The sequence below is a fragment of the Paracoccus angustae genome (assembly GCF_042648745.1).
Classification (GTDB): Bacteria; Pseudomonadota; Alphaproteobacteria; order Rhodobacterales; family Rhodobacteraceae; genus Paracoccus; species Paracoccus angustae.
This window is the reverse complement of sequence record NZ_JBHRXY010000001.1, coordinates 68,694-91,298: the sequence shown is the minus strand read 5'-3', so window position 1 is coordinate 91,298 and position 22,605 is coordinate 68,694. Positions and strand designations below refer to the sequence as shown.

The 22,605-nt window shown below is 63.5% G+C and carries 18 protein-coding genes and 1 pseudogene; 11 read left to right on the top strand and 8 right to left on the bottom strand.

Going from position 1 to position 22,605, the window contains the following annotated elements:
• Positions 1-13 precede the first annotated feature (13 nt).
• Together ACFOM8_RS00395 and ACFOM8_RS00390 are read right to left on the bottom strand one after the other, a co-directional pair.
• A complete protein-coding gene (locus ACFOM8_RS00395; protein WP_377758290.1) occupies positions 14-1,135 on the bottom strand; it encodes an AAA family ATPase in 1,122 nt (373 codons plus the stop codon).
• Positions 1,132-1,659 (bottom strand): annotated as a pseudogene (locus ACFOM8_RS00390) (restriction endonuclease subunit S); the annotation flags it as partial. The pseudogene ACFOM8_RS00390 and the gene ACFOM8_RS00395, both read right to left, overlap by 4 nt.
• A gap of 127 nt (positions 1,660-1,786) precedes the next feature.
• Here ACFOM8_RS00390 and ACFOM8_RS00385 point away from each other — a divergent pair.
• Positions 1,787-3,034, top strand: a complete 1,248-nt coding sequence (locus ACFOM8_RS00385) for a phospholipase D family protein (RefSeq protein WP_377758289.1) — start codon at positions 1,787-1,789, stop codon at positions 3,032-3,034.
• 106 nt (positions 3,035-3,140) lie between these two features.
• Here the strand turns inward: ACFOM8_RS00385 and ACFOM8_RS00380 are convergent, their stop codons facing one another.
• Genes ACFOM8_RS00380 through ACFOM8_RS00370 form a run of 3 tightly spaced genes read right to left on the bottom strand, consistent with a single transcriptional unit; the run spans position 3,141 to position 5,660 of the window.
• On the bottom strand, positions 3,141-3,602 hold the full coding sequence (locus ACFOM8_RS00380; RefSeq protein WP_377758288.1) for an aldo/keto reductase: 462 nt from the start codon (positions 3,600-3,602) through the stop codon (positions 3,141-3,143).
• A 27-nt stretch (positions 3,603-3,629) separates the two neighbouring features.
• Positions 3,630-4,622, bottom strand: a complete 993-nt coding sequence (locus tag ACFOM8_RS00375) for an aldo/keto reductase (RefSeq protein WP_377758287.1) — start codon at positions 4,620-4,622, stop codon at positions 3,630-3,632.
• Between the two features lie 57 nt (positions 4,623-4,679).
• Positions 4,680-5,660 (bottom strand): quinone oxidoreductase family protein, encoded by a 981-nt coding sequence (locus tag ACFOM8_RS00370; RefSeq protein WP_377758286.1) that lies wholly within the window; start codon positions 5,658-5,660, stop codon positions 4,680-4,682.
• Between the two features lie 105 nt (positions 5,661-5,765).
• Here ACFOM8_RS00370 and ACFOM8_RS00365 point away from each other — a divergent pair, with 105 nt between their 5' ends.
• Complete coding sequence (locus ACFOM8_RS00365) at positions 5,766-6,665, top strand: LysR family transcriptional regulator (protein WP_377758285.1); 900 nt, start codon at positions 5,766-5,768, stop codon at positions 6,663-6,665.
• Between the two features lie 544 nt (positions 6,666-7,209).
• Here ACFOM8_RS00365 and ACFOM8_RS00360 read toward each other — a convergent pair.
• Entirely contained in the window at positions 7,210-7,551 is a 342-nt protein-coding gene (locus tag ACFOM8_RS00360) for a transposase (protein WP_377758284.1), read from the bottom strand.
• A gap of 307 nt (positions 7,552-7,858) precedes the next feature.
• On the opposite strand from ACFOM8_RS00360, the gene ACFOM8_RS00355 reads away from it, so the two are divergent.
• A protein-coding gene (locus tag ACFOM8_RS00355) for an IS5 family transposase (protein ID WP_377758283.1) occupies positions 7,859-8,616 on the top strand; the annotation gives its coding sequence in 2 pieces (ribosomal slippage) (positions 7,859-8,195 and positions 8,195-8,616; 759 coding nt in all).
• A 451-nt stretch (positions 8,617-9,067) separates the two neighbouring features.
• On the opposite strand, the gene ACFOM8_RS00350 is transcribed toward ACFOM8_RS00355, so the two are convergent.
• Positions 9,068-9,832 carry a DeoR/GlpR family DNA-binding transcription regulator gene (locus tag ACFOM8_RS00350; protein ID WP_377758282.1) on the bottom strand — a complete coding sequence of 255 codons (765 nt, stop codon included), beginning with the start codon at positions 9,830-9,832 and terminating at the stop codon, positions 9,068-9,070.
• A 121-nt stretch (positions 9,833-9,953) separates the two neighbouring features.
• Here ACFOM8_RS00350 and glpD point away from each other — a divergent pair, with 121 nt between their 5' ends.
• The 8 genes from glpD (at position 9,954) to ACFOM8_RS00310 (ending at position 20,344) form a co-directional block, all read left to right on the top strand.
• Positions 9,954-11,504: a glycerol-3-phosphate dehydrogenase gene (gene glpD / locus ACFOM8_RS00345; protein ID WP_377758281.1), complete on the top strand. Its 1,551-nt coding sequence runs from the start codon at positions 9,954-9,956 to the stop codon at positions 11,502-11,504.
• Positions 11,501-12,565: an ABC transporter ATP-binding protein gene (locus tag ACFOM8_RS00340; protein ID WP_377758280.1), complete on the top strand. Its 1,065-nt coding sequence runs from the start codon at positions 11,501-11,503 to the stop codon at positions 12,563-12,565. The genes glpD and ACFOM8_RS00340 overlap by 4 nt, the downstream gene beginning before the upstream one ends.
• Positions 12,565-13,644, top strand: a complete 1,080-nt coding sequence (locus ACFOM8_RS00335) for an ABC transporter ATP-binding protein (RefSeq protein ID WP_377758279.1) — start codon at positions 12,565-12,567, stop codon at positions 13,642-13,644. The genes ACFOM8_RS00340 and ACFOM8_RS00335 overlap by 1 nt, the downstream gene beginning before the upstream one ends.
• Entirely contained in the window at positions 13,644-14,510 is an 867-nt protein-coding gene (locus ACFOM8_RS00330) for a carbohydrate ABC transporter permease (RefSeq protein WP_377758278.1), read from the top strand. Before ACFOM8_RS00335 ends, ACFOM8_RS00330 begins: the two co-directional genes overlap by 1 nt.
• On the top strand, positions 14,507-15,316 hold the full coding sequence (locus ACFOM8_RS00325; protein WP_377758277.1) for a carbohydrate ABC transporter permease: 810 nt from the start codon (positions 14,507-14,509) through the stop codon (positions 15,314-15,316). Before ACFOM8_RS00330 ends, ACFOM8_RS00325 begins: the two co-directional genes overlap by 4 nt.
• Entirely contained in the window at positions 15,316-15,717 is a 402-nt protein-coding gene (locus ACFOM8_RS00320) for a DUF2160 domain-containing protein (RefSeq protein ID WP_377758276.1), read from the top strand. The genes ACFOM8_RS00325 and ACFOM8_RS00320 overlap by 1 nt, the downstream gene beginning before the upstream one ends.
• Before the next feature lie 39 nt (positions 15,718-15,756).
• Entirely contained in the window at positions 15,757-17,484 is a 1,728-nt protein-coding gene (locus ACFOM8_RS00315) for an ABC transporter substrate-binding protein (RefSeq protein ID WP_377758275.1), read from the top strand.
• A 223-nt stretch (positions 17,485-17,707) separates the two neighbouring features.
• Positions 17,708-20,344 carry a PAS domain-containing hybrid sensor histidine kinase/response regulator gene (locus tag ACFOM8_RS00310; protein WP_377758274.1) on the top strand — a complete coding sequence of 879 codons (2,637 nt, stop codon included), beginning with the start codon at positions 17,708-17,710 and terminating at the stop codon, positions 20,342-20,344.
• Here the strand turns inward: ACFOM8_RS00310 and uvrB are convergent.
• A complete protein-coding gene (gene uvrB / locus ACFOM8_RS00305; RefSeq protein ID WP_377758273.1) occupies positions 20,341-22,527 on the bottom strand; it encodes an excinuclease ABC subunit UvrB in 2,187 nt (728 codons plus the stop codon). The genes ACFOM8_RS00310 and uvrB overlap by 4 nt on opposite strands.
• Positions 22,528-22,605: the final 78 nt, after the last annotated feature.

The window sequence follows — 22,605 nt, the reverse complement described above, 5'->3', positions numbered from 1 at the left end:
GTACGGGTGCTTTCTAAGGGGCGGGCGCGGGAGCTGGGGCCGGTTCTGAAGCATGAAGAACAAAATTGTACTTGCTCTTTAGGCCAAGAAAAATCTTGTCAAAAAGATCTCGAGAGTCCTTCTCTAATATTTCACTTTCGAAGTAATATACCTTTTTGTGGGAAAGCGTATTGATCACGCGTGCGGTATCGTCGGGATCATCGATCCCGATTTGCGTCAGTACATATCCAAACTGGCCCACCCCAAGGAAGGACGCCACATTCTCCAGAACTTGACGCAGCAGCGCAAAGTGGAACGCCCGCACCTCGTTCGCTGCCCACGCCTGTTCAATTAGTTGCAAGAGGCGCAAGTGATAAAGGAGAACGTCGTTGTTCGGACTCTCCAACGCCAGCTCACCATTCTTGGCACTGAGAATGCCGACCTTCGAATGCTTCTTGAACTTGTCGGCCTTCTCACCCTTCTTGAGCCAGTCGGCGAGGATCGCGAAAAATCCGAGGTGATGCGTGGTGATGATGATCTTGCGCTTCTCGAAGTGATCCTCGATTAGATCGAATAGCGTCGACGCAGTAATAAAAATGTTATGATCATCCAGACTTGAGACAGGATCATCGATGAAGAAGTGGGCTGCTTGCTGGTCTGCCCATCCATCAACTTCGAACAGTGCAAGAAAGAAGCACCAGATGAAAATTCGCTCTTCGCCACGCGAAATCTTGTAGGTGATTCTTGTGACGTTGTTGGCGTCATTGGGATCTGGCACTTCCTGGAAGAACGACACTGCTTGGATGCCGTCCTGTGGGTCATCGTAGTAAATGAACTCAAAACGATAGCCTGGCTTGAAGCGGTTCAGTTTGTCACGGACGTTGTCTTCGGTCAGTGCGCTGTGGAACTTGTTCAGACTGCACTTGCGGACATCTAGCTGGATAGGCGTTCCGTCGTTCTCGGGGTCGTTCTGCCAGACGAACAGGTCCTCGCTATAGGCGTTATAGTAAACACCTGTGTGAGCACCCTTTTTGTTCTTGGTCGCGTCTTTGTATGAAACCGACAGTCGGGTCTTGCCAGTCGCGTTGAATGCATAGAGCAGGACGATCTTTTCCTTGGCATCGCGAAGGGTGGTGGCGATTTCAGAATGATTCATGCGTCATCCTCTACGACCGAGGGGAAAAGCTGTTGCATCAGCCCCTTCTTGTGGGTCTTGAGGGTGCCGAGCTTTTGGCTCTCTGCGGCGATGAGATCATCGAGGGAGGCGAGGCAGTCGGCGATGCGTTTTTGTTCAGGAAGACTTGGGGCTAGTAACCGTACCGAAGAGAAGAGTGATTTATTGATGATTGGAACGGCCTGCCGTCCGGCAAGCAACGCGATGCGCTCAGAAGCATTTGACAAGGCGAAATAGACAAAGCCATCCGAGTGCTTTGCGTTAGGAATGACCGCATTGATTTGCTGGTTCGTCGCGCAATGCCGAACGTTCTGCGCGATCTTCCCAATCGTGGAACCGATGCATACGAAAAGAACGCTGCGTGCCTTGATTGGGCGAGTTTTCTCGAATCCGGCTGCGGTCAGAGTGGTTTTGGTTTCATCGACATATCGTAGCTCGGAGATATCGGCTGGCGACACGAACGGAATGCCGCCTCCGTATAGGGTGGGATCAGCTGTGCTGGGTGTGCTTCCGGTATCGGCTTGGTGTCCCTGCGACCGGGATTTTGGTCGACGGCTGGTAGGGGCGCTTCGGTCTCTCTCCCCTCACCACGAGTTGTGGGCTGACCCGCGCCTGCTATGCTTCGATCAACTGATGACCTGCAAGTCGCGTGAGGGGATAATTGAATTGGAAATCGAATTTCTGACGGGGAACGACGTAGAGAATGCCATCCAGGGCCTTCTGACCGAATATGACGAGCTTCATTGGTCGGTCGCTTGGGGCACATCCACCTCCCTCGCCCGAAAACTGCTATCCCATTCAGCAAAAATCAGAGCAGTGACATTCGGCCTCGCGTTCGCTCAGACCGATCCAAACCTTGTAAACTCCCTCATCGGGGTCGACGGATGCTACGTCGTCACGAATTTTCCTGGTGGGACATTCCACCCAAAGGTCTACGCGTTCCGTTCTGGGAAACGGGCTGCTGCAATCATCGGGAGCGCTAACTTCACTCACGGCGGGCTAGGCAAGAACCACGAGGCCTGTGTCCTGGTTAGGGGTTCCGTCAGCGACAAGATGCTCGCTGATACCCTTTCCTTCGCCGCGCGAAGTGCCTCACTCGGAGAGCGCGTAACAGAAGAATTGGCGGCGCGATACCGGCTCGGATGCAAACTCGCCGCAAGAAGGCCAGGTCCGCCTCGCGATCCGCTGGCAGCGGTGCCACCTGCAAGCGTGAAGAGCCTATCGTCCCCCTTGGTGGGTATGGATTGGGATCAGTATGTCCGGGCCGTGCGAGGGTCCGCTCACCACGACGTTGATGAAAGTCTGGACCTGCTCCGAACTGCGCAGGGTTGGCTATCTGCCGTGCCTTCGTTCCACGACCTAACAACACCGCAAAGAAAAGCAATCGCAGGTGCAATAGGGGTTCAAGAAAAGGCCGGTGACGTATCGCTTGATAGAGATTGGGGTTGGTTCGGTTCAATGCGTGGCGCGGGAGACTTCAAGAATCGCGTTGCAGAGAACGACCGGTTTCTAGCTCGCGCCGTTGACAGCATTCCACAGAAGGGAGAGGCCACAAGAGAGCATTTCAATCGATTTGCCCGCCTTTTCGTCAAGGCGTTTGCCAATTCGAGCAGAGTTGGGGGCGTCGCGACGGCGTCACGCCTGCTTGCCATGAAACGGCCCGACGTATTCCTCTGCATCTCCAATCCCAATATTGTAGCCGCGGCGAATGGGATGGGCTTCGCCAAGTCGACTCTTAGTCTTGAAAATTACTGGGACCGAGTCGTGGAAGTGATCCGCGCATCGGAGTGGTACAACATCGACAAGCCCGATACTCGCGATGGACAGCTTTGGGAGTGTCGGGCGGCAATGCTCGACGCCATTTATTATCACCCGGGGTAGGCTGAACGCAAAACCCGCCCGACAATAAGCAGTCCAGCCACAAGGGCTGAGTGAAGCGCCACACTCGTCGCCTTGGGCAAAGGGCCAGGCCCACCAAACCCCCACCTTATTCCCACCCCGTTTGCGCGATGAGATTGTCGAGGTGATCGGGGTTGAAGTTACAAACGCCGATGGACCGAATGTGCCCGGCTGCTTGCAGGTCCTCCAGGGCGCGCCACGATGCCAGCGTCGCGTCGAAGTTGCGTGGCACCGGCCAATGTAGAAGATAAAGGTCCAGATAATCCAACCCCAGCTTTTCCATGCTGGAATCGAAGCCGCGCATCGCCTCGTCGTAGCCATAATCGGCCAGAAACAGCTTCGTTGTGACGAATAGCTCCGAGCGGTCGATCCCGCTCTGCCGGATCGCTTCGCCGACCTGCTCTTCATTGCGGTAGGCAGCGGCCGTGTCGATCAGGCGATAGCCTGCACCAATCGCCGTCTTTACCATCTCGACGGTCTCATTGCCGCTGCTGAACAGCACGCCGAAGCCGATGGTCGGCATTTCCGCGCCGTCGTTCAATCTGATCATGGGGTTGTTTGTCATCTCACATGCTCCTCAGGTATCGAATTTCCATGCGGCGATCCCCTTGACGGCTTCGGGATCGCGGTGATCGATAAAGGCGCTTTCGCCGGTGTCGAGCGTGGCAATGGTGGCCATCTCCTCATCGCTCAGATCGAAATCGAAGCTGGCGAAGTTCTCGGCGATGCGAGCGGGGCGCACGGATTTCGGGATGGCGACGATATTGCGCTGCAGCAGCCATTTCAGGACCACCTGGGCGACCGTCCGGTCATGCGCGTCGGCAATCCCCTTCAGGGTGACATTGCTGAACAGGTTGTTACGCCCCTCGGCAAATGGCCCCCAGGATTGCATCTGCACACCGTTCTCGATCAGGAATTTCTGCTCCTCAACGCGCTGATGGAAGGGATGGGTTTCGATCTGGTTCACCGCAGGCGTGATGCGATTGAACGACACGATGTCCATGACGCGATCAGGCTGGAAATTGCTGACGCCGATGGCGCGGATCGTTCCCGTTTCATGCAATTCTTCCATGGCGCGCCATGAGCCGTGCACATCGCTGTAAGGCTGGTGGATCAGGTAGAGGTCCAGATAATCCAGTTGCAGGCGATCCAGCGAACGCCGAAACGCGGCCTTGGTGGCGTCGTAGCCTGCATCCTGAACCCAGAGTTTTGTCGTGACGAAAATCTCGTCGCGGGGAATGCGGCTTTGTGCAATGGCGCGGCCGACGGCCCGCTCGTTCTCATAGGCGGCGGCCGTATCGATCAGCCGGTAGCGGTCTTCAATGGCGGGTGCGCCTTCCACGGTGGCCTCGCCCGGCGCCATCAGTACGGCGTCTTCGGCATATAGCGCGCCGATTGCCGCGCTGTCCTTTTCAGCGATCAGGTCCGCCCATTCTTCATGGATAGCCTGTATGGCCTGCGCATCGGTGCGCTCTTCGGCTGCTCCTGCTGTTGTATCTTGTGCATTCGCCGTGGTCACCGTGAGCGGGGCCAACGCCAGCGCGGCGGCAAAAATAATGTTGGATTTCATCTCTGTTTCCTAACTTTGAGGTGGATCTGGTCCCCCGGATGAAGGGGGACCGATAAATCAGGGCTTCAGGTACAGCTTGCCCTTGGCACGGCGGTTCTCCAGATCGGCATGGGCATCCGCCGCGCCGTCCAGCGGATATTCGGTCGCGTTTTCCAGCTTCAGCCAGCCTTCCTGGATGCCCGTCACGACATCAGCGGCCCGCTTCCGCAGCTCGGCCGGATCGGCGACGAAGCTGAAGACGGACCCACCTGCCAGCCGCAGCGCCTTCGGCGTCAGCACGGTCGGTTCAATCGCCGGGATCGGGCCGGAGGCCGCGCCGATGGCAACGACGGTGCCGCCGCGGCGCAGTGATCCGATGGTGTTCATCAGGGTTTTTTCGCCTAGCCCGTCAAAGGCCAGATCGACACCTTGACCATCCGTCAGCGCCAGCACCTGATCCTTGAAATCATAGTCGCGGCCATAGACGACGGCCTCGTCCGCCCCGAGCGCACGGACGGCTTCCGCCTTTTCTTCGGTCGAGACGGTGCCCACGACCCAGGCGCCGAAATGCTTCAGCCACTGGACCAGCAACTGCCCGACGCCACCCGATGCGGCGTGGACCAGAACCCGGTCGCCCGGCCTCACATCGCGATATTCATGGACGAGGTAATGCGCAGTCAGCGCCTGAAAGATCAGCCCTTGGCTGAGCGTGAAATCATCCGGCACCGGCACGATCCGGTCGGGTGAGATCACCACCTGGCTGGCATAGGACCCTTTCCCGTCCATCCAGGCCACGCGCGCTCCGACCTTGAGTTCATCGGTCTCGCCGACGCCGTCGCCCAACTCGCGCACCCGTCCGAGGCCTTCGAGACCAGGAACCAGCGGCAGTTCAACCTTGTGGACGGCCGAGGCCCCGCTGCGCTGCGTCACGTCCAGAAAGTTGACCCCGGCTGCCTCCACGTCGATCAGAACCTCGCCCGGCCCCGCCTTCAGGTCGTCCGCCGTTTCCACGACCAGATTTTCCGGGCCGCCAAATTCATTCAGAACCACTTTCCGCATCTCTTGCTCCTTCGCATGTCGATTTCGGTTGGCAGCAAGATAGGCCGGGCGCATTATGATGATTAGCCGTATTGTCTTTCATGAGCTTGTGAGAACAATTCAACAATGCCATCGGGCCCGCACAGCGATATCTCATCCTTCCTCGCCGTTGCACAGGAACGCAGCTTCACGAAAGCGGCCGCCCGGCTGGGGATGACGCCCTCGGCGCTCAGCCACGCCGTGCGCAATCTGGAGGACCGGCTGGGCCTGCGGCTACTGAACCGCACCACCCGCAACGTCGCCCCGACCGAGGCAGGCGTTCAGTTGATCCAGTCGGTCGGGCCGCTGTTCGAGCAGATCGATATCGAACTGGGCAATCTCGGCGATCTGCGCGACCGCCCCCGCGGCAAGGTCCGCATCACCTGCAATGACTATGTGATCGAGACGATCTTCCGGCCAAAGCTGCAGGAGTTTCTGGAGACATACCCGGAAATCGAGGTCGAGTTCTCGATCGATTACGGCTTCACCGACATCATCAAGGAGGGCCTGGACGTAGGGGTCCGCTTCGGCAACGCCGTCAGCAAGGACATGATCGCCATGCGGATCGGGCCGGATTTTCGCTTTTCCGTTGTGGGCGCACCTGCCTATCTCGCAAGGGCCGGGGCACCTGAAACGCCAGCGGACCTGATGAAGTTCTCCTGCATCAACCGCCGCTCGATGACCTCCGGTGCATTCTATCCGTGGAGGTTTGACTCTGGCGGGGAGGCCCTGAACGTGCGGGTGCAGGGACAACTGGCGTTCAACAGTGTCAAACCAATCGTGGACGCCGCAGTTGACGGGCACGGGCTGGCGTATCTTCCAGAGGATCTCATCGAGCCGCACCTTTCAGATGGCCGCCTCCGGACGGTTCTGGACGGCATGTGCCCGGTGACAGAGGGCTATCACCTTTACTACCCCAACCGCCACCAGGCCTCCCGCGCGTTTCGTCTGTTTCTCGAGGCTATGCGCTATCGACCAAAAGTATAGCTCGTTGCCATTGCTCGAACCGCCCGTTTGTAGCTCGCTCGTATTCATCTGTACCTGCGTGGACGACTGATCACCGAATTGCGGCATCGCGGCCACAAAGCGCACACATGATAAAGCTTGAATGATGCGGCTCTGCGCGTCCCGCGGTCGTTCATTCTCGGCAGCTCGTAACCGAAGGTGCCCAGCCCCGCACCACTCAACCCGTCCGACGAAAACGGTGCTGTAGTCAGCCACGCGCGACTGGCGGACGCTCAATTCAGCCTGATTTGCTCCGAGTGGGGCTTCGCACTTGCTGCGATCCCCAGCCGGGTGAAACCTGGAGAAGGTTGGATATCAGGCCCATCCCCTCCGCCACTTGCCCTCGCGAAAGCGTTCTCCTGATCCGGCTGCGGTCGGATTTTTCTGTTTTTTCGAGGGTTATGTGGGCGGGGCTGAGCACCGACCCTGCCGCCGGACGGCCCGAAAGCGGTCTCTTAGGGCCGATTTTCTCTAGACCTATTAACCGCGCGCAGTTCGGGTTCAGAGCGCCATGCTATTGAAATCATTATGGTGAGCGATCATCACGTCGATGGCGCCGGTCTCGACCAACTTCTGGCGTAAGACCGCCTCGTCCCGCCCGGCGCTCGATGCCTGTCAGCTCGCTGGTCACGATCAGATCATCCTTCCTGACATGGTCGATGATCTCCACAGGCAGGAAGGCAGGGAAGGCCGCCGCTGCCGTTGTCTCAGGGGCATAACGCGGATCGCGCAGCCACTTGAACACCATGTTGGAGTTCGCCGCATAACGGCGCGCCACCTGCGCAACCGAAACGCCCGGTGCCGTCGTCTGGAGGCAGATCGACCGCTTCTCTTCGTCCGTCCAAAGCCGCTTCGTCCGACGCGCCACGCTCGCACCATAGTGTCCACCATCTACAGCGGACACTATCTCCCACGCTCACGCGCGGCAGGGTAGTCAGACCGGACAGTTACCGGCAGGACCCCCGCAAGCCGAGACAGGTTGCGACCGGAAGGCTACAATCTCGGTATACTCGGGAGAAGAGCGCGCAGGCAGATGCCGAACCGCTGGCTTCCAGGGTCCAGTCAAGTGTCCCGGCAGAGTCCATCCCGACAACCTAATGATATTAGGGTCCGTGGACATTCAGGATTCTCACCGTGCCTGATTTCTGATTCAGACTTCCCAAAGGGAGGTTCGGATGGACGAGCAGCGTTTTGTGGTGACGGATGAGATTTGGGTGCGTCTTGAGCCGCATTTGCCCGGCAAGAAGAGCGACAGCGGTGTGACAGGGAAAGACAATCGCCTGTTCCTGGAAGCCGTTTTTTGGCGCGTGCGCACCGGTTTGCCTTGGCGGGATCTGCCGTCGGAATTCGGACACTGGAACAGCGTGTTCCGGCGGTTCCGCAGACGGGCCAAGGGCGGTGTCTTCGAGCGCCTTTTCATGGAGATCCGCGGCGATCCCGATTTCGAATACGCGCTGATCGACGGCACCGTCGTCCAGGCTCACCAGAAGGCGAGCGGCGCAAAAGGGGGACTCATGCTCAGGCCATCGGGCGCTCGCGCGGCGGACTGACCACCAGGATTGTGGCCTTGGTCGATGCTCTCGGGAACCTGTGCGACCTTGTTCTCCTGCCGGATCAGGCCCACGATCTGAAAGGCGTCGCAACGCTGATCGAGGACGTGGCATTCGATGCGCTTCTGGCCGACAAGGCCTTCGATGCCGATTGGCTGCTTGCGGAGTTGGACATGCGCGGTGCGATCGCAGTCATTCCGCCGAAAGCGAACCGCAAGATCAAGCACGACTATGATCGGCATGCCTATAAATGGCGACATCTGATCGAGAAATTCTTCGCAAAGATCAAGGAATTCCGGGCCATCGCCACGCGCTATGAAAAGACCGCATGCAGTTACGCCGCCAACTGGCACCTCGTGGCGACTCTCATCGCCGCGAAGTGAATGTCCACGGGCTGTAAATTTGTTCATCGCGATATTCGTGTGCTGGCGGGCGAAGCGCGGAACATCCTCAGCGACAGGGCCGGATTTTCGGGAAGCCACCCGGAAGCCGAAGCCACGCGCGCCCCGCGCCAGCACCAATGAACGCTGACCCTTGGGCCGGATCGAAACCGCGTCCGGCTGGATCAGTGCAATGAGGTCATCTTGCCGCCCCCCACCCAGACGCCTTGGATGGAAACAGATAATCCAGATTGTAAATCGCTGATCGACCTGGTCGCGCCCTGACAGCGCCACCCTTTCGACCTTTCAGCCCGCAGAAACGGACCCGGGCCGATCTGGCGACGCCTTCTTGCCATCAGCGATGTTGCGGAAGGCTGCGGCGGACGCAGGCCCGTCAAGCGAAAGGGCGTCATGTCTGGTCAAGGCCGAAGAACCACTCGTCCGCAAGTGTGGCTCAGGGGTCGGGGGACGCCACCACCACGCGCGTTCCCCCTTCGTCGCAAACCCTGAGCAAGCCATCCGGCACCGGCCGGTCGATGAACACCGCGTCCAGTTCGGCCAGGGACACCACACGGATCGGGGCCTTTTGCGCCAGCTTGGCGGAATCCGTCACCAGCCAGCGTTCGCGCGCCTGGCGCAGGATGGCGCGGCTGACGCGCACCTCGGCCAGGTCGAAGTCGAGAATGTCGCCGTCATCATCCAGGGCCGAACAGCCGATGATGGCGAAGTCGGTCTTGAAATTCGCCATGAATTCGCTGGTCAGATCGCCCACCAGCCCGCCGTCGGACCGGCGCAGCAGCCCGCCCGCGACCAGGACCTCGCAACTGTCGTTGGCGGCCAGGATATTGGCCACGTTCATGTTGTTCGTCACCACCGTCAGGTTGCGGTGGCGCAGCAGCGCGCGGGCGACCGCCTCGGTCGTGGTGCCGATGTTGAGGATGACCGAGCTGTTGTCGGGGATCTGCGCGGCGCAGGCGCGGCCGATGGCGGCCTTGGCGTCCTCGTTCATCCGCCTGCGTTCCTCGTAGGCGATGTTGCTGGCCCCGCTGCGCAGGATCGCGCCGCCGTGGACGCGATCCAGGACGCCCTGGTCGGCCAGTTCCGCCAGATCGCGGCGGATCGTCTGCGGCGTGACCTCGAGACGCGCGGACAGTTCCTCGACGCTGGCCCGGCCCGAGGCGCGCACGACTTCCAGGATCTGCATCTGCCTGATGTTCATGCGTTCAGAAGAACGCGCCACGCCCATCTGTCAAGCGAAAGAAACTGCGCAGGAACGAACATCCGTGTTGACAAGATATGCGCGCGGATGTTCGACTTCCTCACAGGGGAGTGAGGCTGCGATGTCGCAAGCGACGGATCTGTTCGTCATCGGCGGTGGAATCAACGGCACGGGGATCGCCCGCGACGCCGCCGGGCGGGGCCTTTCCGTGCGGCTGGCGGAACAGGGCGACCTGGCCGGGGCAACCAGCAGCGCCTCGACCAAGCTGTTCCATGGCGGGCTGCGTTACCTTGAATTCCTGGAGCTTCGCCTGGTGCGCGAGTCGCTGCGGGAACGCGAGGTGCTGCTGCGTGCGATGCCGCATATCGCCTGGCCGATGCGCTTTGTCCTGCCGCTGGACCCAGAGATGCGTTTTGCCGGACATTCGCCGGTGTCGCGGCTGCTGTCGGTGGCGATGCCCTGGGCGCGCGGCCGTCGCCCGAACCTGGTGATCCGGGCGGGGCTGTTTCTTTATGACACCCTGGGCACGCGGGAAATCCTGCCCGGCACATCCTCGCTGGATCTGCGCCGCGCGCTCGAAGGCAAGCCGTTGCAGGACCGGCTGGCGCGGGCTTACGAATACTCCGACGTCTGGGTGGACGACGCCCGGCTGGTGGTGCTGAACGCGCGCGACGCGGCGGCGCGGGGGGCCGACATCATCGTCGGCGCCAGGGTCGCGGAGGCGCGGCGCGACGGCGACGGCTGGTGTGTGCGGCTGGCCGATGGACGCGCCTTCCGCGCGGGGGTGCTGATCAATGCCGCCGGCCCCTGGGCGGGGCGGGTCATCCGCGACGTAGCGCATCTGCCCTCGGCCGAGCGGGTGCGGCTGGTGCGCGGCAGCCATATCGTCACGCGGCGGCTGTTCGACCACGACAAGGCCTATTTCCTGCAAGGCCAGGACGGGCGCATCGTGTTCGCCATCCCCTATCAAGGCGACTTCACCCTGATCGGCACCACCGATGTGGATCACGACGGCCCGCCCGATCAGGCGGTTTGCACGCCCGAGGAGATCGCCTATCTGTGCGACTTCGTATCCCGCTATTTCCGGCGGCCGGTCACGCCTGCGGACGTGGTCTGGACCTTTTCCGGCGTCAGGCCGCTTTACGACGACGGCTCGTCCTCGGCCACGGCGGCGACGCGGGATTACGTGCTGTCGCTTGACGCGGACGGCCCGCCCTGCCTGCACGTCTTCGGGGGCAAGATCACCACCTATCGCCGCCTGGCCGAGGCGGCGCTGGCGAAGCTGGCCCCCCATCTGCCCGGCACGACTGCTGCCTGGACCGCGGGCGTTCCCCTGCCCGGCGGCGATTTCGCGGTGGACGGCGCGGGGGCGCTGAGCCAGGCGCTGATGCGCGACCATCCCTTCCTGACCCCCGGCTGGGCCAACCGCCTGGTGCGCGCCTATGGGACCGAGGCCGCGCAGATCCTGGCGGGCGCGAGGACAGCCGCCGATCTGGGACGCGACTTCGGCGCGACGTTGACCGAATCCGAACTGCGGTGGATGATCCGGCAGGAATGGGCGCGCGACGCCAATGCGGTGCTGTGGCGGCGGTCCAAGCTGGGCCTGCGGCTTTCGCCCGAGCAGGTCGCGGCGGTCGAGGATTACATTGCCAGCGAAAGGGTCGCCGCATGACGCTGGAGCTTCGGGGCGTTTCCAAGGAGGTCGCGGGCCAAGCCTGGATCCATCCCACGGATCTGGTGCTGGCGCCGGGCAGCATGAACGTGCTGCTGGGGCCGACGCTGTCGGGCAAGACCACGCTGATGCGGATGATGGCGGGGCTGGACCAGCCCACGGCGGGGCGGCTGCTGTGGCAAGGCCGGGACGTGACCGGCCAGCGGGTGCAGGACCGGGGCGTGGCGATGGTCTATCAGCAGTTCATCAACTATCCCTCGATGAGCGTGTATGACAACATCGCGTCCCCTCTGCGCCTGCAACGCGTGGCGCGCGCCGACATCGACGCCCGCGTCCGCGAGACGGCCGAGATGATGCGCCTGACCCCCCTTCTGGACCGCCGCCCGCTGGAACTGTCGGGCGGCCAGCAGCAGCGCACGGCGCTGGCGCGCGCCCTGGTCAAGGGCGCAGGGCTGGTCCTGCTGGACGAACCCTTGGCGAACCTCGACTACAAGCTGCGAGAAGAGCTGCGCGCCGAAATCCCCCGCATCTTCGAGGCCTCGGGCGCGATCTTCGTTTATGCCACCACCGAACCCGAGGAGGCGCTGCTGCTGGGCGGCCATACCGCCACCCTGTGGGAAGGCCGCGTGACGCAGTTCGGCCCCACGCCCCAGGTTTATCGCGCCCCGCAGGACGCCGTGACCGCGCGCGTCTTCAGCGATCCGCCGATGAATTTCATGCCGGTCGCGGTAAAGGGCGGAAAGGCGGCGCTTGACGATGCCCGCTGGCCCGTGGATGTCCCGGACGGCAGCTATACCGCAGGCTTCCGCGCCCCTCACCTGACGCTGGAGCCGGCTCCGCGCGCCATTTCCCTGTCCACCCGCCTGGACGCGACCGAGATCACGGGGGCCGAGACCTATCTGCACCTGCTGCACGGGCGGGAACGCTGGGTCGGGCTGGTGCCCGGCGTGCGCCGGCTGGCGCAGGGGCCGCTGACGGTATGGCTGGATCCGGCGCATGTCTATCTGTTCGACCAGGGCGGCAGGCTTGCGCGTGCCGCCCCCTATGCGCGGGCGGCGTGATGGCGCGGATCACCCTGGACAGTCTGGCCCACAGCTACAGCCCCGCGCCCCGGGCGGATGCCGACTGGGCGCTGAAGCCGATGTCGCTGACCTGGCGCGACGGCGGAGCCTATGCGCTTCTTGGGTCGTCGGGCTGCGGCAAGACCACGCTGCTGAACATCATCTCGGGCCTGCTGCACCCGTCGCGTGGGCGGGTGCTGTTCGGCGACCGCGACGTGACGGATCTGCCCACGGCGGATCGCAACATCGCGCAGGTGTTCCAGTTCCCGGTGGTCTACGACACCATGACGGTGCGCCAGAACCTTGCCTTTCCGCTCAAGAACCGGGGTCTTGCGGCGGCGCAGATCGCCGAGCGGGTGGCGTCGGTCGCCCGCATGATCGGGATGGAGGACGCGCTGGACCGCCGCGCGCGCGGCCTGACCGCGGACGCCAAGCAGAAGATCAGCCTGGGGCGCGGCATGGTCCGGCAGGACGTGAACGCGATCCTGTTCGACGAACCCCTGACCGTGATCGACCCGCAGATGAAGTGGGAATTGCGCACCCAGCTTAAGGCCCTGCACCGCGAATTCGGCCACACGATGATCTACGTCACCCATGACCAGACCGAGGCCCTGACCTTCGCCGACGAGGTGGTCGTCATGTCGGAAGGCCGCGTCGTGCAGGCGGGCACCCCGCAGTCGCTGTTCGACGCCCCCGCGCATACCTTTGTGGGCTATTTCATCGGCTCGCCCGGCATGAACCTGCTGGACGCGCAGGTCCAAGGCGCAACGGCCCATGTCGCGGGAACCGCCATCCCGCTTGGCGCCGCCTATGCCGCGCCGCAAGGCCGCGTGCAGATCGGCATCCGCCCCGACGCCGCGCGTCCCGCAGCCGAGGGCCTGCCCTTTCGCCTGATCCGCGCCGAGGACGTGGGCCACCACCGCATCCTGCGAGGCGAGGTCGCGGGCGCGCCCTTCAACCTGGTCGTCCCCGAGGATCAGCCGATCCCCGCCACATTCGACCGCGTGGCCCTGGACCCCGCCCGCATCGGCGTCTTTGTCGATGACTGGCGCATCGAGCCGCTGGAAAGGGCCGCGTGATGGACAAGCCCGTCAATAACCGCGCCTGGTTCCTGGTTCTGCCGGTGCTGGTCGTGGTCGCCTTTTCCGCGGTGATCCCGCTGATGACGGTGGTGAACTATTCCGTGCAGGACACCTTCGGGAACAACCAGTTCTTCTGGAACGGCCTGGGCTGGTTCCAGGACGTGCTGGAAAGCGACCGCATCCACGCGGCCCTGGGGCGACAGCTTCTGTTCTCGGCCATCATCCTGGCCATCGAGATCCCGCTGGGCATCTTCATCGCGCTGAACATGCCCAAGCGCGGCTTCTGGGCCAGCCTTGTGCTGGTGCTGATGGCGCTGCCCTTGCTGATCCCTTGGAACGTGGTGGGCACCATCTGGCAGGTCTTCGGGCGCGTGGACATCGGGCTTTTGGGCCATACGCTGGCGGCGATGGGCTTCGACTACAACTATGTCAACGATCCCCTGGACGCCTGGGCCACGATCATCGTGATGGATGTCTGGCACTGGACCAGCCTTGTGGCGCTGCTCTGCTATGCCGGGCTGCAATCGATCCCCGACGCCTATTACCAGGCCGCGCGCATCGACCAGGCCAGCCGCTGGGGCGTGTTCCGGTATATCGAACTGCCGAAGATGCAGGGCGTGCTGCTGATCGCGGTGCTGCTGCGCTTCATGGACAGCTTCATGATCTATACCGAGCCGTTCGTTGTCACCGGCGGCGGCCCCGGCAACGCCACCACCTTCCTGTCCATCGACCTTGTGAAGATGGCGATCGGGCAGTTCGACCTTGGACCCGCGGCGGCGTTCAGCCTGATCTACTTCCTGGTGATCCTGCTGATCTCCTGGGTGTTCTACACCGCCATGACCGCGCAAAGGGACGTGCCATGACGCGCGCGTCCCGGGGATCGGCGGTGGTGATGACGCTTTACCTGCTGTTCCTGCTGGTGCCGATCTACTGGCTGGTGAACATGAGCCTGAAGACCAATGCCGAGATCACCGGCGCTTTCAGCCTTTGGCCCCTGAACCCGACGCTGAACAACTACCGCGTGATCCTGACGGATCCCAGCTGGTACATGGGCTATGTCAACAGCCTGATCTATGTGGTGATGAACACGGCGCTGTCGCTGGCCGTGGCCCTGCCCGCCGCCTATGCCTTCAGCCGATATCGCTTTCTGGGCGACAAGCACCTGTTCTTCTGGCTGCTGACGAACCGCATGGCCCCGCCCGCCGTCTTCGCGCTGCCCTTTTTCCAGCTTTATTCGGCCGTCGGCCTGTTCGACACCCATATCGCCGTGGCCCTGGCGCATTGCCTGTTCAACGTGCCCCTGGCCGTGTGGATCCTGGAGGGCTTCATGTCGGGCGTCCCGCGAGAGATCGACGAGACCGCCTATATCGACGGCTATTCCTTTCCGCGCTTCTTCACGCAGATCTTCATGCCGCTGATCGCCAGCGGCATCGGGGTCGCCGCGTTCTTCTGCTTCATGTTCAGTTGGGTGGAACTGCTGCTGTCGCGCACGCTGACATCGGTCAACGCCAAGCCCATCGCGGCGACCATGACGCGGACGGTCAGCGCATCGGGACTTGACTGGGGGGTGCTGGCGGCGGCGGGGGTGCTGACCATCCTGCCAGGCGCCCTGGTGATCTGGTTCGTGCGGAACTACATCGCCAAGGGCTTTGCCCTGGGGAGGGTGTGATGCACCGGCGCGCCGTCTCCGCCGGCTTCGCCCTTGCCGCCCTGCTGATGCTGGCTGTCCTGGTCTGGGTTGTCCTGCTGGTTCCGGCCGAAAACGGCGTCCGCGAATGGACCGGCAGCCTCAACCCCGGCGGCTGGATGGCCTGGACCTTTCCGACCGCGCTGTTCTTCTGGGTGATCGCCGCCCTGCTGCTGGGCTTCACCTGGGCCGCCATCCGCTTTCCCGAAACGCCGCGCAGGGGGGCGCTTCGCATCTGGACCACCCGGGGCGACCGGCTGTTCATCAGCCTTCTCGGCTCGGCCTTCATCAACCTCGCCTGGCTGGGTTTCGGAGGGGCACCCGCCTGGGGAGGATTGATCCTGTCACTGATCTACGCCGCGGCGGTGTTCCGCTGGGTGTGAAAACCGGGCCGCAAAGGCCCATCCTGGGGAGGACAAGACATGAAGCTGCATTTGACGACCGCCATGGCGCTTGCGCTGATGGCCACCGGCGCACCGAACCTGGCCATGGCCGGGATCGAGGAGGCCAAGGCCTTTCTGGATGCCGAGATCGGCGATATGTCCAGCCTGGACCGCGCAGCGCAAGAGGCAGAGATGCAATGGTTCATCGACGCCGCCCAGCCCTTTGCGGGGATGGAGATCAAGGTGGTGTCGGAAACCATCACCACCCACGAATACGAATCCAAGACCCTCGCCCCCGCCTTCTCGGCCATCACCGGCATCACCGTCACCCACGACCTGATCGGCGAAGGCGACGTGGTGGAAAAGCTGCAAACGCAGATGCAGTCGGGCGAGAACATCTATGACGCCTATGTCAACGACAGCGACCTGATCGGCACCCACTGGCGTTACCAGCAGGCGCGCAACCTGACCGACTGGATGGCGAACGCGGGCGCGGAGGTGACGAACCCGAACCTCGACATCGACGACTTCATCGGCAAGTCCTTCACCACCGCGCCTGACGGCAATCTGTACCAGCTGCCCGACCAGCAGTTCGCCAACCTGTATTGGTTCCGCAAGGACTGGTTCGACGACGAGACGAACAAGGCCGAGTTCCGCGAGAAATACGGCTACGACCTGGGCGTGCCCGTCACCTGGTCGGCCTACGAGGACATCGCCGAGTTCTTCACGGGCCGCGAGATCGACGGCAAGCAGGTCTTCGGCCACATGGACTATGGCAAGAAGGATCCCAGCCTGGGCTGGCGTTTCACCGATGCCTGGCTGTCCATGGCCGGCAACGGCGACAAGGGCATCCCCAACGGCTTGCCGGTGGACGAATGGGGCATCCGCGTGGATGAAAACAGCCGCCCCGTCGGCAGCTGCGTTGCCCGCGGCGGCGACACCAACGGTCCGGCCGCGGTGTATGCGATCCAGAAATACCTGGACTGGATGGAAGCCTATGCGCCACCTGCCGCCCAGGGCATGACCTTCAGCGAAAGCGGCCCCGTGCCTTCCCAGGGCGAGGTCGCCCAGCAGATGTTCACCTATACCGCCTTCACCGCCGATTTCGTCAAGGAGGGGCTGCCGGTGGTGAACGAGGACGGCACGCCCAAGTGGCGCTTCGCCCCGTCGCCCCATGGCGCCTACTGGGTGGACGGCATGAAGCTGGGCTATCAGGACGCGGGCTCGTGGACGCTGCTGAAATCGACGCCCGACGACCGGGCCAAGGCGGCCTGGCTTTACGCGCAGTTCGTGACCTCCAAGACCGTGGACGTGAAGAAAAGCCATGTCGGCCTGACCTTCATCCGCCAGTCCACGCTGGACCACCAGTCCTTCACCGACCGCGCCCCCAAGCTGGGCGGCCTGATCGAGTTCTATCGCAGCCCTGCCCGCCTGCAATGGTCGCCCACCGGCACCAACGTGCCGGATTATCCCAAGCTGGCGCAGCTGTGGTGGCAGGCCATCGGCGACGCGGCGTCCGGCGCCAAGTCCGCGCAAGAGGCGATGGACAGCCTGTGCGCCGAACAGGAAAAGGTGCTGGAGCGGCTGGAACGCGCGGGCGTCCAGGGCGACATAGGCCCCAAGATGGCCGAGGAACATGACCTGGAATGGTGGAACGCCTATGCCAAGGAACATGGCAGCCTTGCCCCGCAGCTGAAGCTCGAGAACGAGGATCCGCAGCCCGAAACCATCAGCTATGACGAGCTGGTGAAAAGCTGGCAGCAGTAACGCATCGCGCGCCGCGGGAATCCGGGTCTCCGGGTTCCCTTGCATGGCGGCACGCCGATCCCACCCGTTGCCTTCCTGCATGTCCTGCGGGCGCAGTTGCGCGATGACCCTGCGGAACCCTTGCAGCTTCACGTCCTCCACGCGAATATCCCCGCACTTCGGCCCGGGATAAGCCCTTGACCATCGGGACGATTCCGACAGGATGCGCGATCAGGACAGACAGATGAACATCGAAACGCCCGCCGAGACCTGGCTGCCCGCCACGGACAGCCAGGTCGCGCGGCAGATCGCGTCTCGCGACTGGTCGGCGACGGACCTGGGGCCGCTTGAGTCCTGGCCCGTGTCCCTGCGCGCCATCCTGTCCGCCATGCTGACCTGCCCGACGCCGATGTATCTGGCCTGGGGGCCGGATCTTCTGTCCTTCTACAACGACGCCTACCGGCCGATCCTGGGCTATCGGGAAGCCCATGCGCTTGGCTGCCCCTTCCGGGATCTGTGGGCCAGCATCTGGGACGACATCGCGCCCTTGGTGGACTCCTGCCTGCGCGGCGAAAGTCAGCGGATGGTGGACATGCGCCTTGATCTCAGCCGCCAGGGCGAGCCTGAGGAAAGCTATTGGACCTTCACCTATTCGCCGGTCTTCGACGACAGCGGGCGCATCTGCGGCCTGTTTTGCGTCACAAACGAGACAACGGCCCGCATCCTGGCCGAACGCGCGCGGGCCGAGGCCGCCGAACGGCTGGATCTCGCCATGTCGTCGGGCAACAGCGTCGGCATCTGGGATTGGGACGTTCCGGCGGACCGCGTCACGTCGGACAAGCGTTTCGCCACGCTTTATAGCGTGGACGAAGCCGTTGCCATCGGGGGCGCCCCCATCGCCGAGTTCTTCAAAGGCATCCATCCCGAGGACCGCGCCAGAGTGGAAGCCGAAGTCGCCGAAACGATCCGCACGGTAGGCTCCTTCAGTTCGGAATACCGCCTGCTGCGCGCGGACGGGACCGTGTGCTGGGTCTCGGCGCAAGGCCGGTGCATTCCGGGCCCGAACGGAGACTGCGTCCGCCTGCCCGGCGTCAGCTACGACATCACCGCCCGGAAGGAGGCCGAGCTGAGGCTGCGCGCCGCCAAGGAGGAACGCGAGTTCGTCCTGGAACAGATCGGCCGCCAGCGCACGCTGACCGACCCGCGCGAGATCCTGCAAAGCGCGTCCGAGGCCCTGGGCCGACGGCTTGGCGTGAACCGCGTCGGCTTTTATCGCCTGAACGGCCCCGAAAGCATCTGCCACGAGGCATGTTGGACGGACGGCGCGCTGAAGCCGCTGATCGGAATGCAGGCGACGGATCACTATGGCCGCCTTGCCGACACCGAACGCCGCGCAGGCCGCGCGCTGATCTTCGGCGACAGTCGCGAGGATGCGCAAGGCGCGTTCGCGCCTTATGCCCGGGACGGCGTGCTGGCCGGGATCTGCGTGCCCCTGCTGACTGGCGGACGATGGGCGGCGGGCATCTATCTGCACCAGGCCGCCGTGCGCATCTGGACCGAGCCGGAGATCATCCTTGCCAAGGAAATCGTCCAGCAGACCTGGCTCGCGATGGAGCGTGCCGAGGCGCTGCGCAGCCTCAACCGCCGCGTCGAGGAGCAGGAAGCCGCCCTCGCCCAGCGAGAGATCGTCCTGCGCGAGGAATTCGAGCGCCGCGAAGCCGCCGAACGCCAGTTGCGCCAGTTGCAGAAGATGGAGGCCGTGGGCCAGCTGACCGGCGGCATCGCCCACGACTTCAACAACATGCTGGCCGTGGTCATCAGCGGCCTGAACCTGACGCAGCGCCAGCTGGCGCGGGGCAACAGCGATGTCGGCCCCTATATCGAGGGCGCGCTGGAAGGCGCGAACCGCGCCGCCGCCCTGACGCAGCGGCTGTTGTCCTTTTCGCGCCAGCAGCCGCTGGAGCCGGCCGTGGTCGATGCCAACGGCTTGCTGACCGGACTGTCGGACATGCTGTCGCGGTCTCTGGGGGAAACGGTCGTAATCGAGGCGCAGTTGCAGCCGGACCTTTGGGCGGTCAAGGTCGATCGGAACCAGCTGGAAAACGCCATCGTCAACCTGGCCGTCAACGCCCGCGACGCCATGCCGGACGGCGGGCGGGTGGTGCTGCAAACGGCCAATGCCGATCTGGACGGCGACCAGGCCCGCGACCTGGGGATCGAGCCGGGCAACCATGTCCGCATCCGCGTGCGGGACACCGGCACCGGGATGACGCCCGAGGTGCTGTCCAAGGCCTTCGATCCCTTCTTCACCACCAAGCCGACCGGACGGGGCACGGGATTGGGCCTCAGCCAGGTCTACGGCTTCATCCGCCAGTCGGGCGGGCATGTCTCGATCAGTTCCCAGATCGGCCGGGGCACGACCGTTGACCTGTATCTTCCCCGCTGCCGGGAAGGCGCCCCGCAGGCCGCGGGCGACCCGGCGGCGGACGCGCCCCCGGGCCGCCCCGAAGACGTGATCCTGGCGGTCGAGGACGAGGACCGCGTGCGCAGCTTTACCGTGTCCGCCTTGCAGGAACTGGGATACACGGTTCTGGAAGCGGGTTCGGGCGCCGCCGCCCTGGCCCTGCTCCGGGCGCGGCAGGACATCAGGCTGCTGTTTACCGATGTGGTCATGCCGCAGATGACCGGTCCGCAATTGGTCGAACAGGCGCAAGCGATGCGTCCCGGCTTGAGGGTTCTTTACACCAGCGGCTATACCGGCAAGTCTCTGGAAACCGACGACCGGGTGCGGTCGGGCGGAAACTTCCTGCCCAAGCCCTTCAGCTTCGACCAGCTGGCGCGCAAGATCAGCGAGGTGCTGTCCCGCCCCGCGGGGGACTAGCGCCGCCGCTTGGACCGCTTGTTGCCGCCGCGCTGCCCTGCCCGGCCCGCGGTGGACCGGCCGGATGCCTTGACGGCTTCCTCGGCCGCGTCCTCGATCACGGATTGACGTGCCAGGGGATCGTCGGCCACCGCCAGTTCCACGGCCTCCAGGCGCTTCACCTCGTCGCGCAGGCGGGCGGCTTCCTCGAATTCCAGGTTCTCGGCAGCCTTGCGCATCTGGCTGCGCAGGGCGTCCAGATGGGCTTGCAGGTTCGCCCCGACCATCGGACGGTCCAGCTTGGCTGTGACGCGCGACTGGTCGGTGTCGCCCTGCCAAAGGCCCGCCAGCACGTCCTCGACGTTCTTGCGCACGGTTTGCGGCGTGATGCCGTGGGCCTCGTTATAGGCCATCTGCTTCTGCCGGCGGCGTTCGGTTTCCGCCATGGCGCGTTCCATGCTGCCGGTGATGGTGTCGGCATAGAGGATCACCCGACCGTCCACGTTCCGCGCCGCCCGGCCGATGGTCTGGATCAGCGACGTTTCCGAGCGTAGGAAGCCTTCCTTGTCGGCATCCAGGATCGCCACCAGACCGCATTCCGGGATGTCCAGGCCTTCGCGCAGCAGGTTGATGCCCACCAGCACGTCAAAGGCGCCAAGGCGCAGATCGCGCAGGATCTCGATCCGCTCGATCGTGTCGATGTCGCTGTGCATGTAGCGGATGCGGATGCCCTGCTCGTGGAAATACTCGGTCAAATCCTCGGCCATGCGTTTGGTGAGCGTCGTGACCAGCGTCCGCAGACCTGCCTTGCTGACCTTGCGGATCTCGTCCAGCAGGTCGTCCACCTGCATTTCCACGGGCCTGATCTCGATCTCGGGGTCAAGAAGGCCGGTGGGACGGATGACCTGTTCGGTGAAGACGCCGCCGGTCTGGTCCAGTTCCCATTGCGCGGGGGTCGCGGACACGAACACCGATTGCGGGCGCATGGCGTCCCATTCCTCGAACTTCAGGGGGCGGTTGTCCATGCAGCTTGGCAGCCGGAAGCCGTGTTCGGCCAGCGTGAACTTGCGCCGGAAGTCGCCGCGATACATGCCGCCGATCTGCGGCACCGACACGTGGCTTTCGTCGGCGAAGACGATGGCGTTGTCGGGGATGAACTCGAACAGCGTGGGGGGCGGCTCGCCCGGCGCGCGGCCGGTCAGGTAGCGGCTGTAGTTCTCGATGCCGTTGCAGACGCCGGTGGCCTCCAGCATCTCCAGGTCGAAGTTGGTGCGCTGTTCCAGCCGCTGGGCCTCCAGCAGCTTGCCTTCGTCCACAAGCTGCTTCAGCCGGGTTTGCAGTTCCGCCTTGATGCCCTTGATGGCCTGCTGAAGGGTCGGGCGCGGCGTGACGTAGTGGCTGTTGGCATAGATGCGGATCTGGCGGAAGTTGTCGGTCTTTTGCCCCGTCAGCGGATCGAACTCGGTGATCGCCTCAAGCTCGTTGCCGAAGAAGTCGAAGCGCCAGGCGCGGTCCTCCAGGTGGGCGGGCCAGACCTCGACCACGTCGCCGCGCACGCGGAAGCCGCCGCGCTGGAAGGCCGCATCGAGGCGCTTGTATTGCTGCGCGACAAGCTGGGACAGGAACTCGCGCTGGTCGTAGCTGTCGCCCACCAGCATGTCCTGGGTCATCGCCGAATAGGTCTCGACCGAGCCGATGCCGTAGATGCAGGAAACCGAGGCCACGATGATCACGTCGTCGCGTTCCAAGAGCGCCCGCGTGGCCGAATGGCGCATCCGGTCGATGGCCTCGTTGATCTGCGATTCCTTCTCGATATAGGTGTCGGACCGGGGGACATAGGCTTCGGGCTGGTAATAGTCGTAGTAGCTGACGAAGTATTCCACCGCGTTGTCGGGGAAAAAGCCCTTGAACTCGCCGTAAAGCTGGGCGGCCAGGGTCTTGTTGGGCGCCAGGATGATGGCGGGGCGCTGCGTCGCCTCGATCACCTTGGCCATGGTGAAGGTCTTGCCGGTGCCCGTCGCGCCCAGCAGCACCTGGTCGCGTTCGCCCGCCTGCACGCCTTGGGTCAGTTCGACGATGGCGGTCGGCTGGTCGCCCGCGGGCTGGAACTCGCTTTTCATCACGAAACGCCGCCCGCCCTCCAGCTTGGGGCGGGTGACTTCGACGGGACGCGCGACGGGCGCGTTGGTGTTGTTGTGACCCATGGGGCATCCTTCATCGGCAGACCTAGAAGGTGTGTCCCCGCGCGCGAAAGTCAACGGGGGCTGCTGACGGATCGCGGC

Excerpts from the sequence above, each read along its gene's own strand:
- ACFOM8_RS00320 (WP_377758276.1), top strand. The coding sequence starts at position 15,316 with ATGCACCGGCGCGCCGTCTCCGCCGGCTTCGCCCTTGCCGCCCTGCTG.
- glpD (WP_377758281.1), top strand. The coding sequence starts at position 9,954 with ATGTCGCAAGCGACGGATCTGTTCGTCATCGGCGGTGGAATCAACGGC.
- ACFOM8_RS00315 (WP_377758275.1), top strand. The coding sequence starts at position 15,757 with ATGAAGCTGCATTTGACGACCGCCATGGCGCTTGCGCTGATGGCCACC.
- ACFOM8_RS00325 (WP_377758277.1), top strand. The coding sequence starts at position 14,507 with ATGACGCGCGCGTCCCGGGGATCGGCGGTGGTGATGACGCTTTACCTG.
- ACFOM8_RS00370 (WP_377758286.1), bottom strand. The coding sequence starts at position 5,660 with ATGCGGAAAGTGGTTCTGAATGAATTTGGCGGCCCGGAAAATCTGGTC.
- ACFOM8_RS00330 (WP_377758278.1), top strand. The coding sequence starts at position 13,644 with ATGGACAAGCCCGTCAATAACCGCGCCTGGTTCCTGGTTCTGCCGGTG.
- ACFOM8_RS00375 (WP_377758287.1), bottom strand. The coding sequence starts at position 4,622 with ATGAAATCCAACATTATTTTTGCCGCCGCGCTGGCGTTGGCCCCGCTC.
- ACFOM8_RS00335 (WP_377758279.1), top strand. The coding sequence starts at position 12,565 with ATGGCGCGGATCACCCTGGACAGTCTGGCCCACAGCTACAGCCCCGCG.
- uvrB (WP_377758273.1), bottom strand. The coding sequence starts at position 22,527 with ATGGGTCACAACAACACCAACGCGCCCGTCGCGCGTCCCGTCGAAGTC.
- ACFOM8_RS00310 (WP_377758274.1), top strand. The coding sequence starts at position 17,708 with ATGAACATCGAAACGCCCGCCGAGACCTGGCTGCCCGCCACGGACAGC.
- ACFOM8_RS00395 (WP_377758290.1), bottom strand. The coding sequence starts at position 1,135 with ATGAATCATTCTGAAATCGCCACCACCCTTCGCGATGCCAAGGAAAAG.
- ACFOM8_RS00380 (WP_377758288.1), bottom strand. The coding sequence starts at position 3,602 with ATGATCAGATTGAACGACGGCGCGGAAATGCCGACCATCGGCTTCGGC.
- ACFOM8_RS00385 (WP_377758289.1), top strand. The coding sequence starts at position 1,787 with ATGACCTGCAAGTCGCGTGAGGGGATAATTGAATTGGAAATCGAATTT.
- ACFOM8_RS00340 (WP_377758280.1), top strand. The coding sequence starts at position 11,501 with ATGACGCTGGAGCTTCGGGGCGTTTCCAAGGAGGTCGCGGGCCAAGCC.
- ACFOM8_RS00365 (WP_377758285.1), top strand. The coding sequence starts at position 5,766 with ATGCCATCGGGCCCGCACAGCGATATCTCATCCTTCCTCGCCGTTGCA.
- ACFOM8_RS00350 (WP_377758282.1), bottom strand. The coding sequence starts at position 9,832 with ATGAACATCAGGCAGATGCAGATCCTGGAAGTCGTGCGCGCCTCGGGC.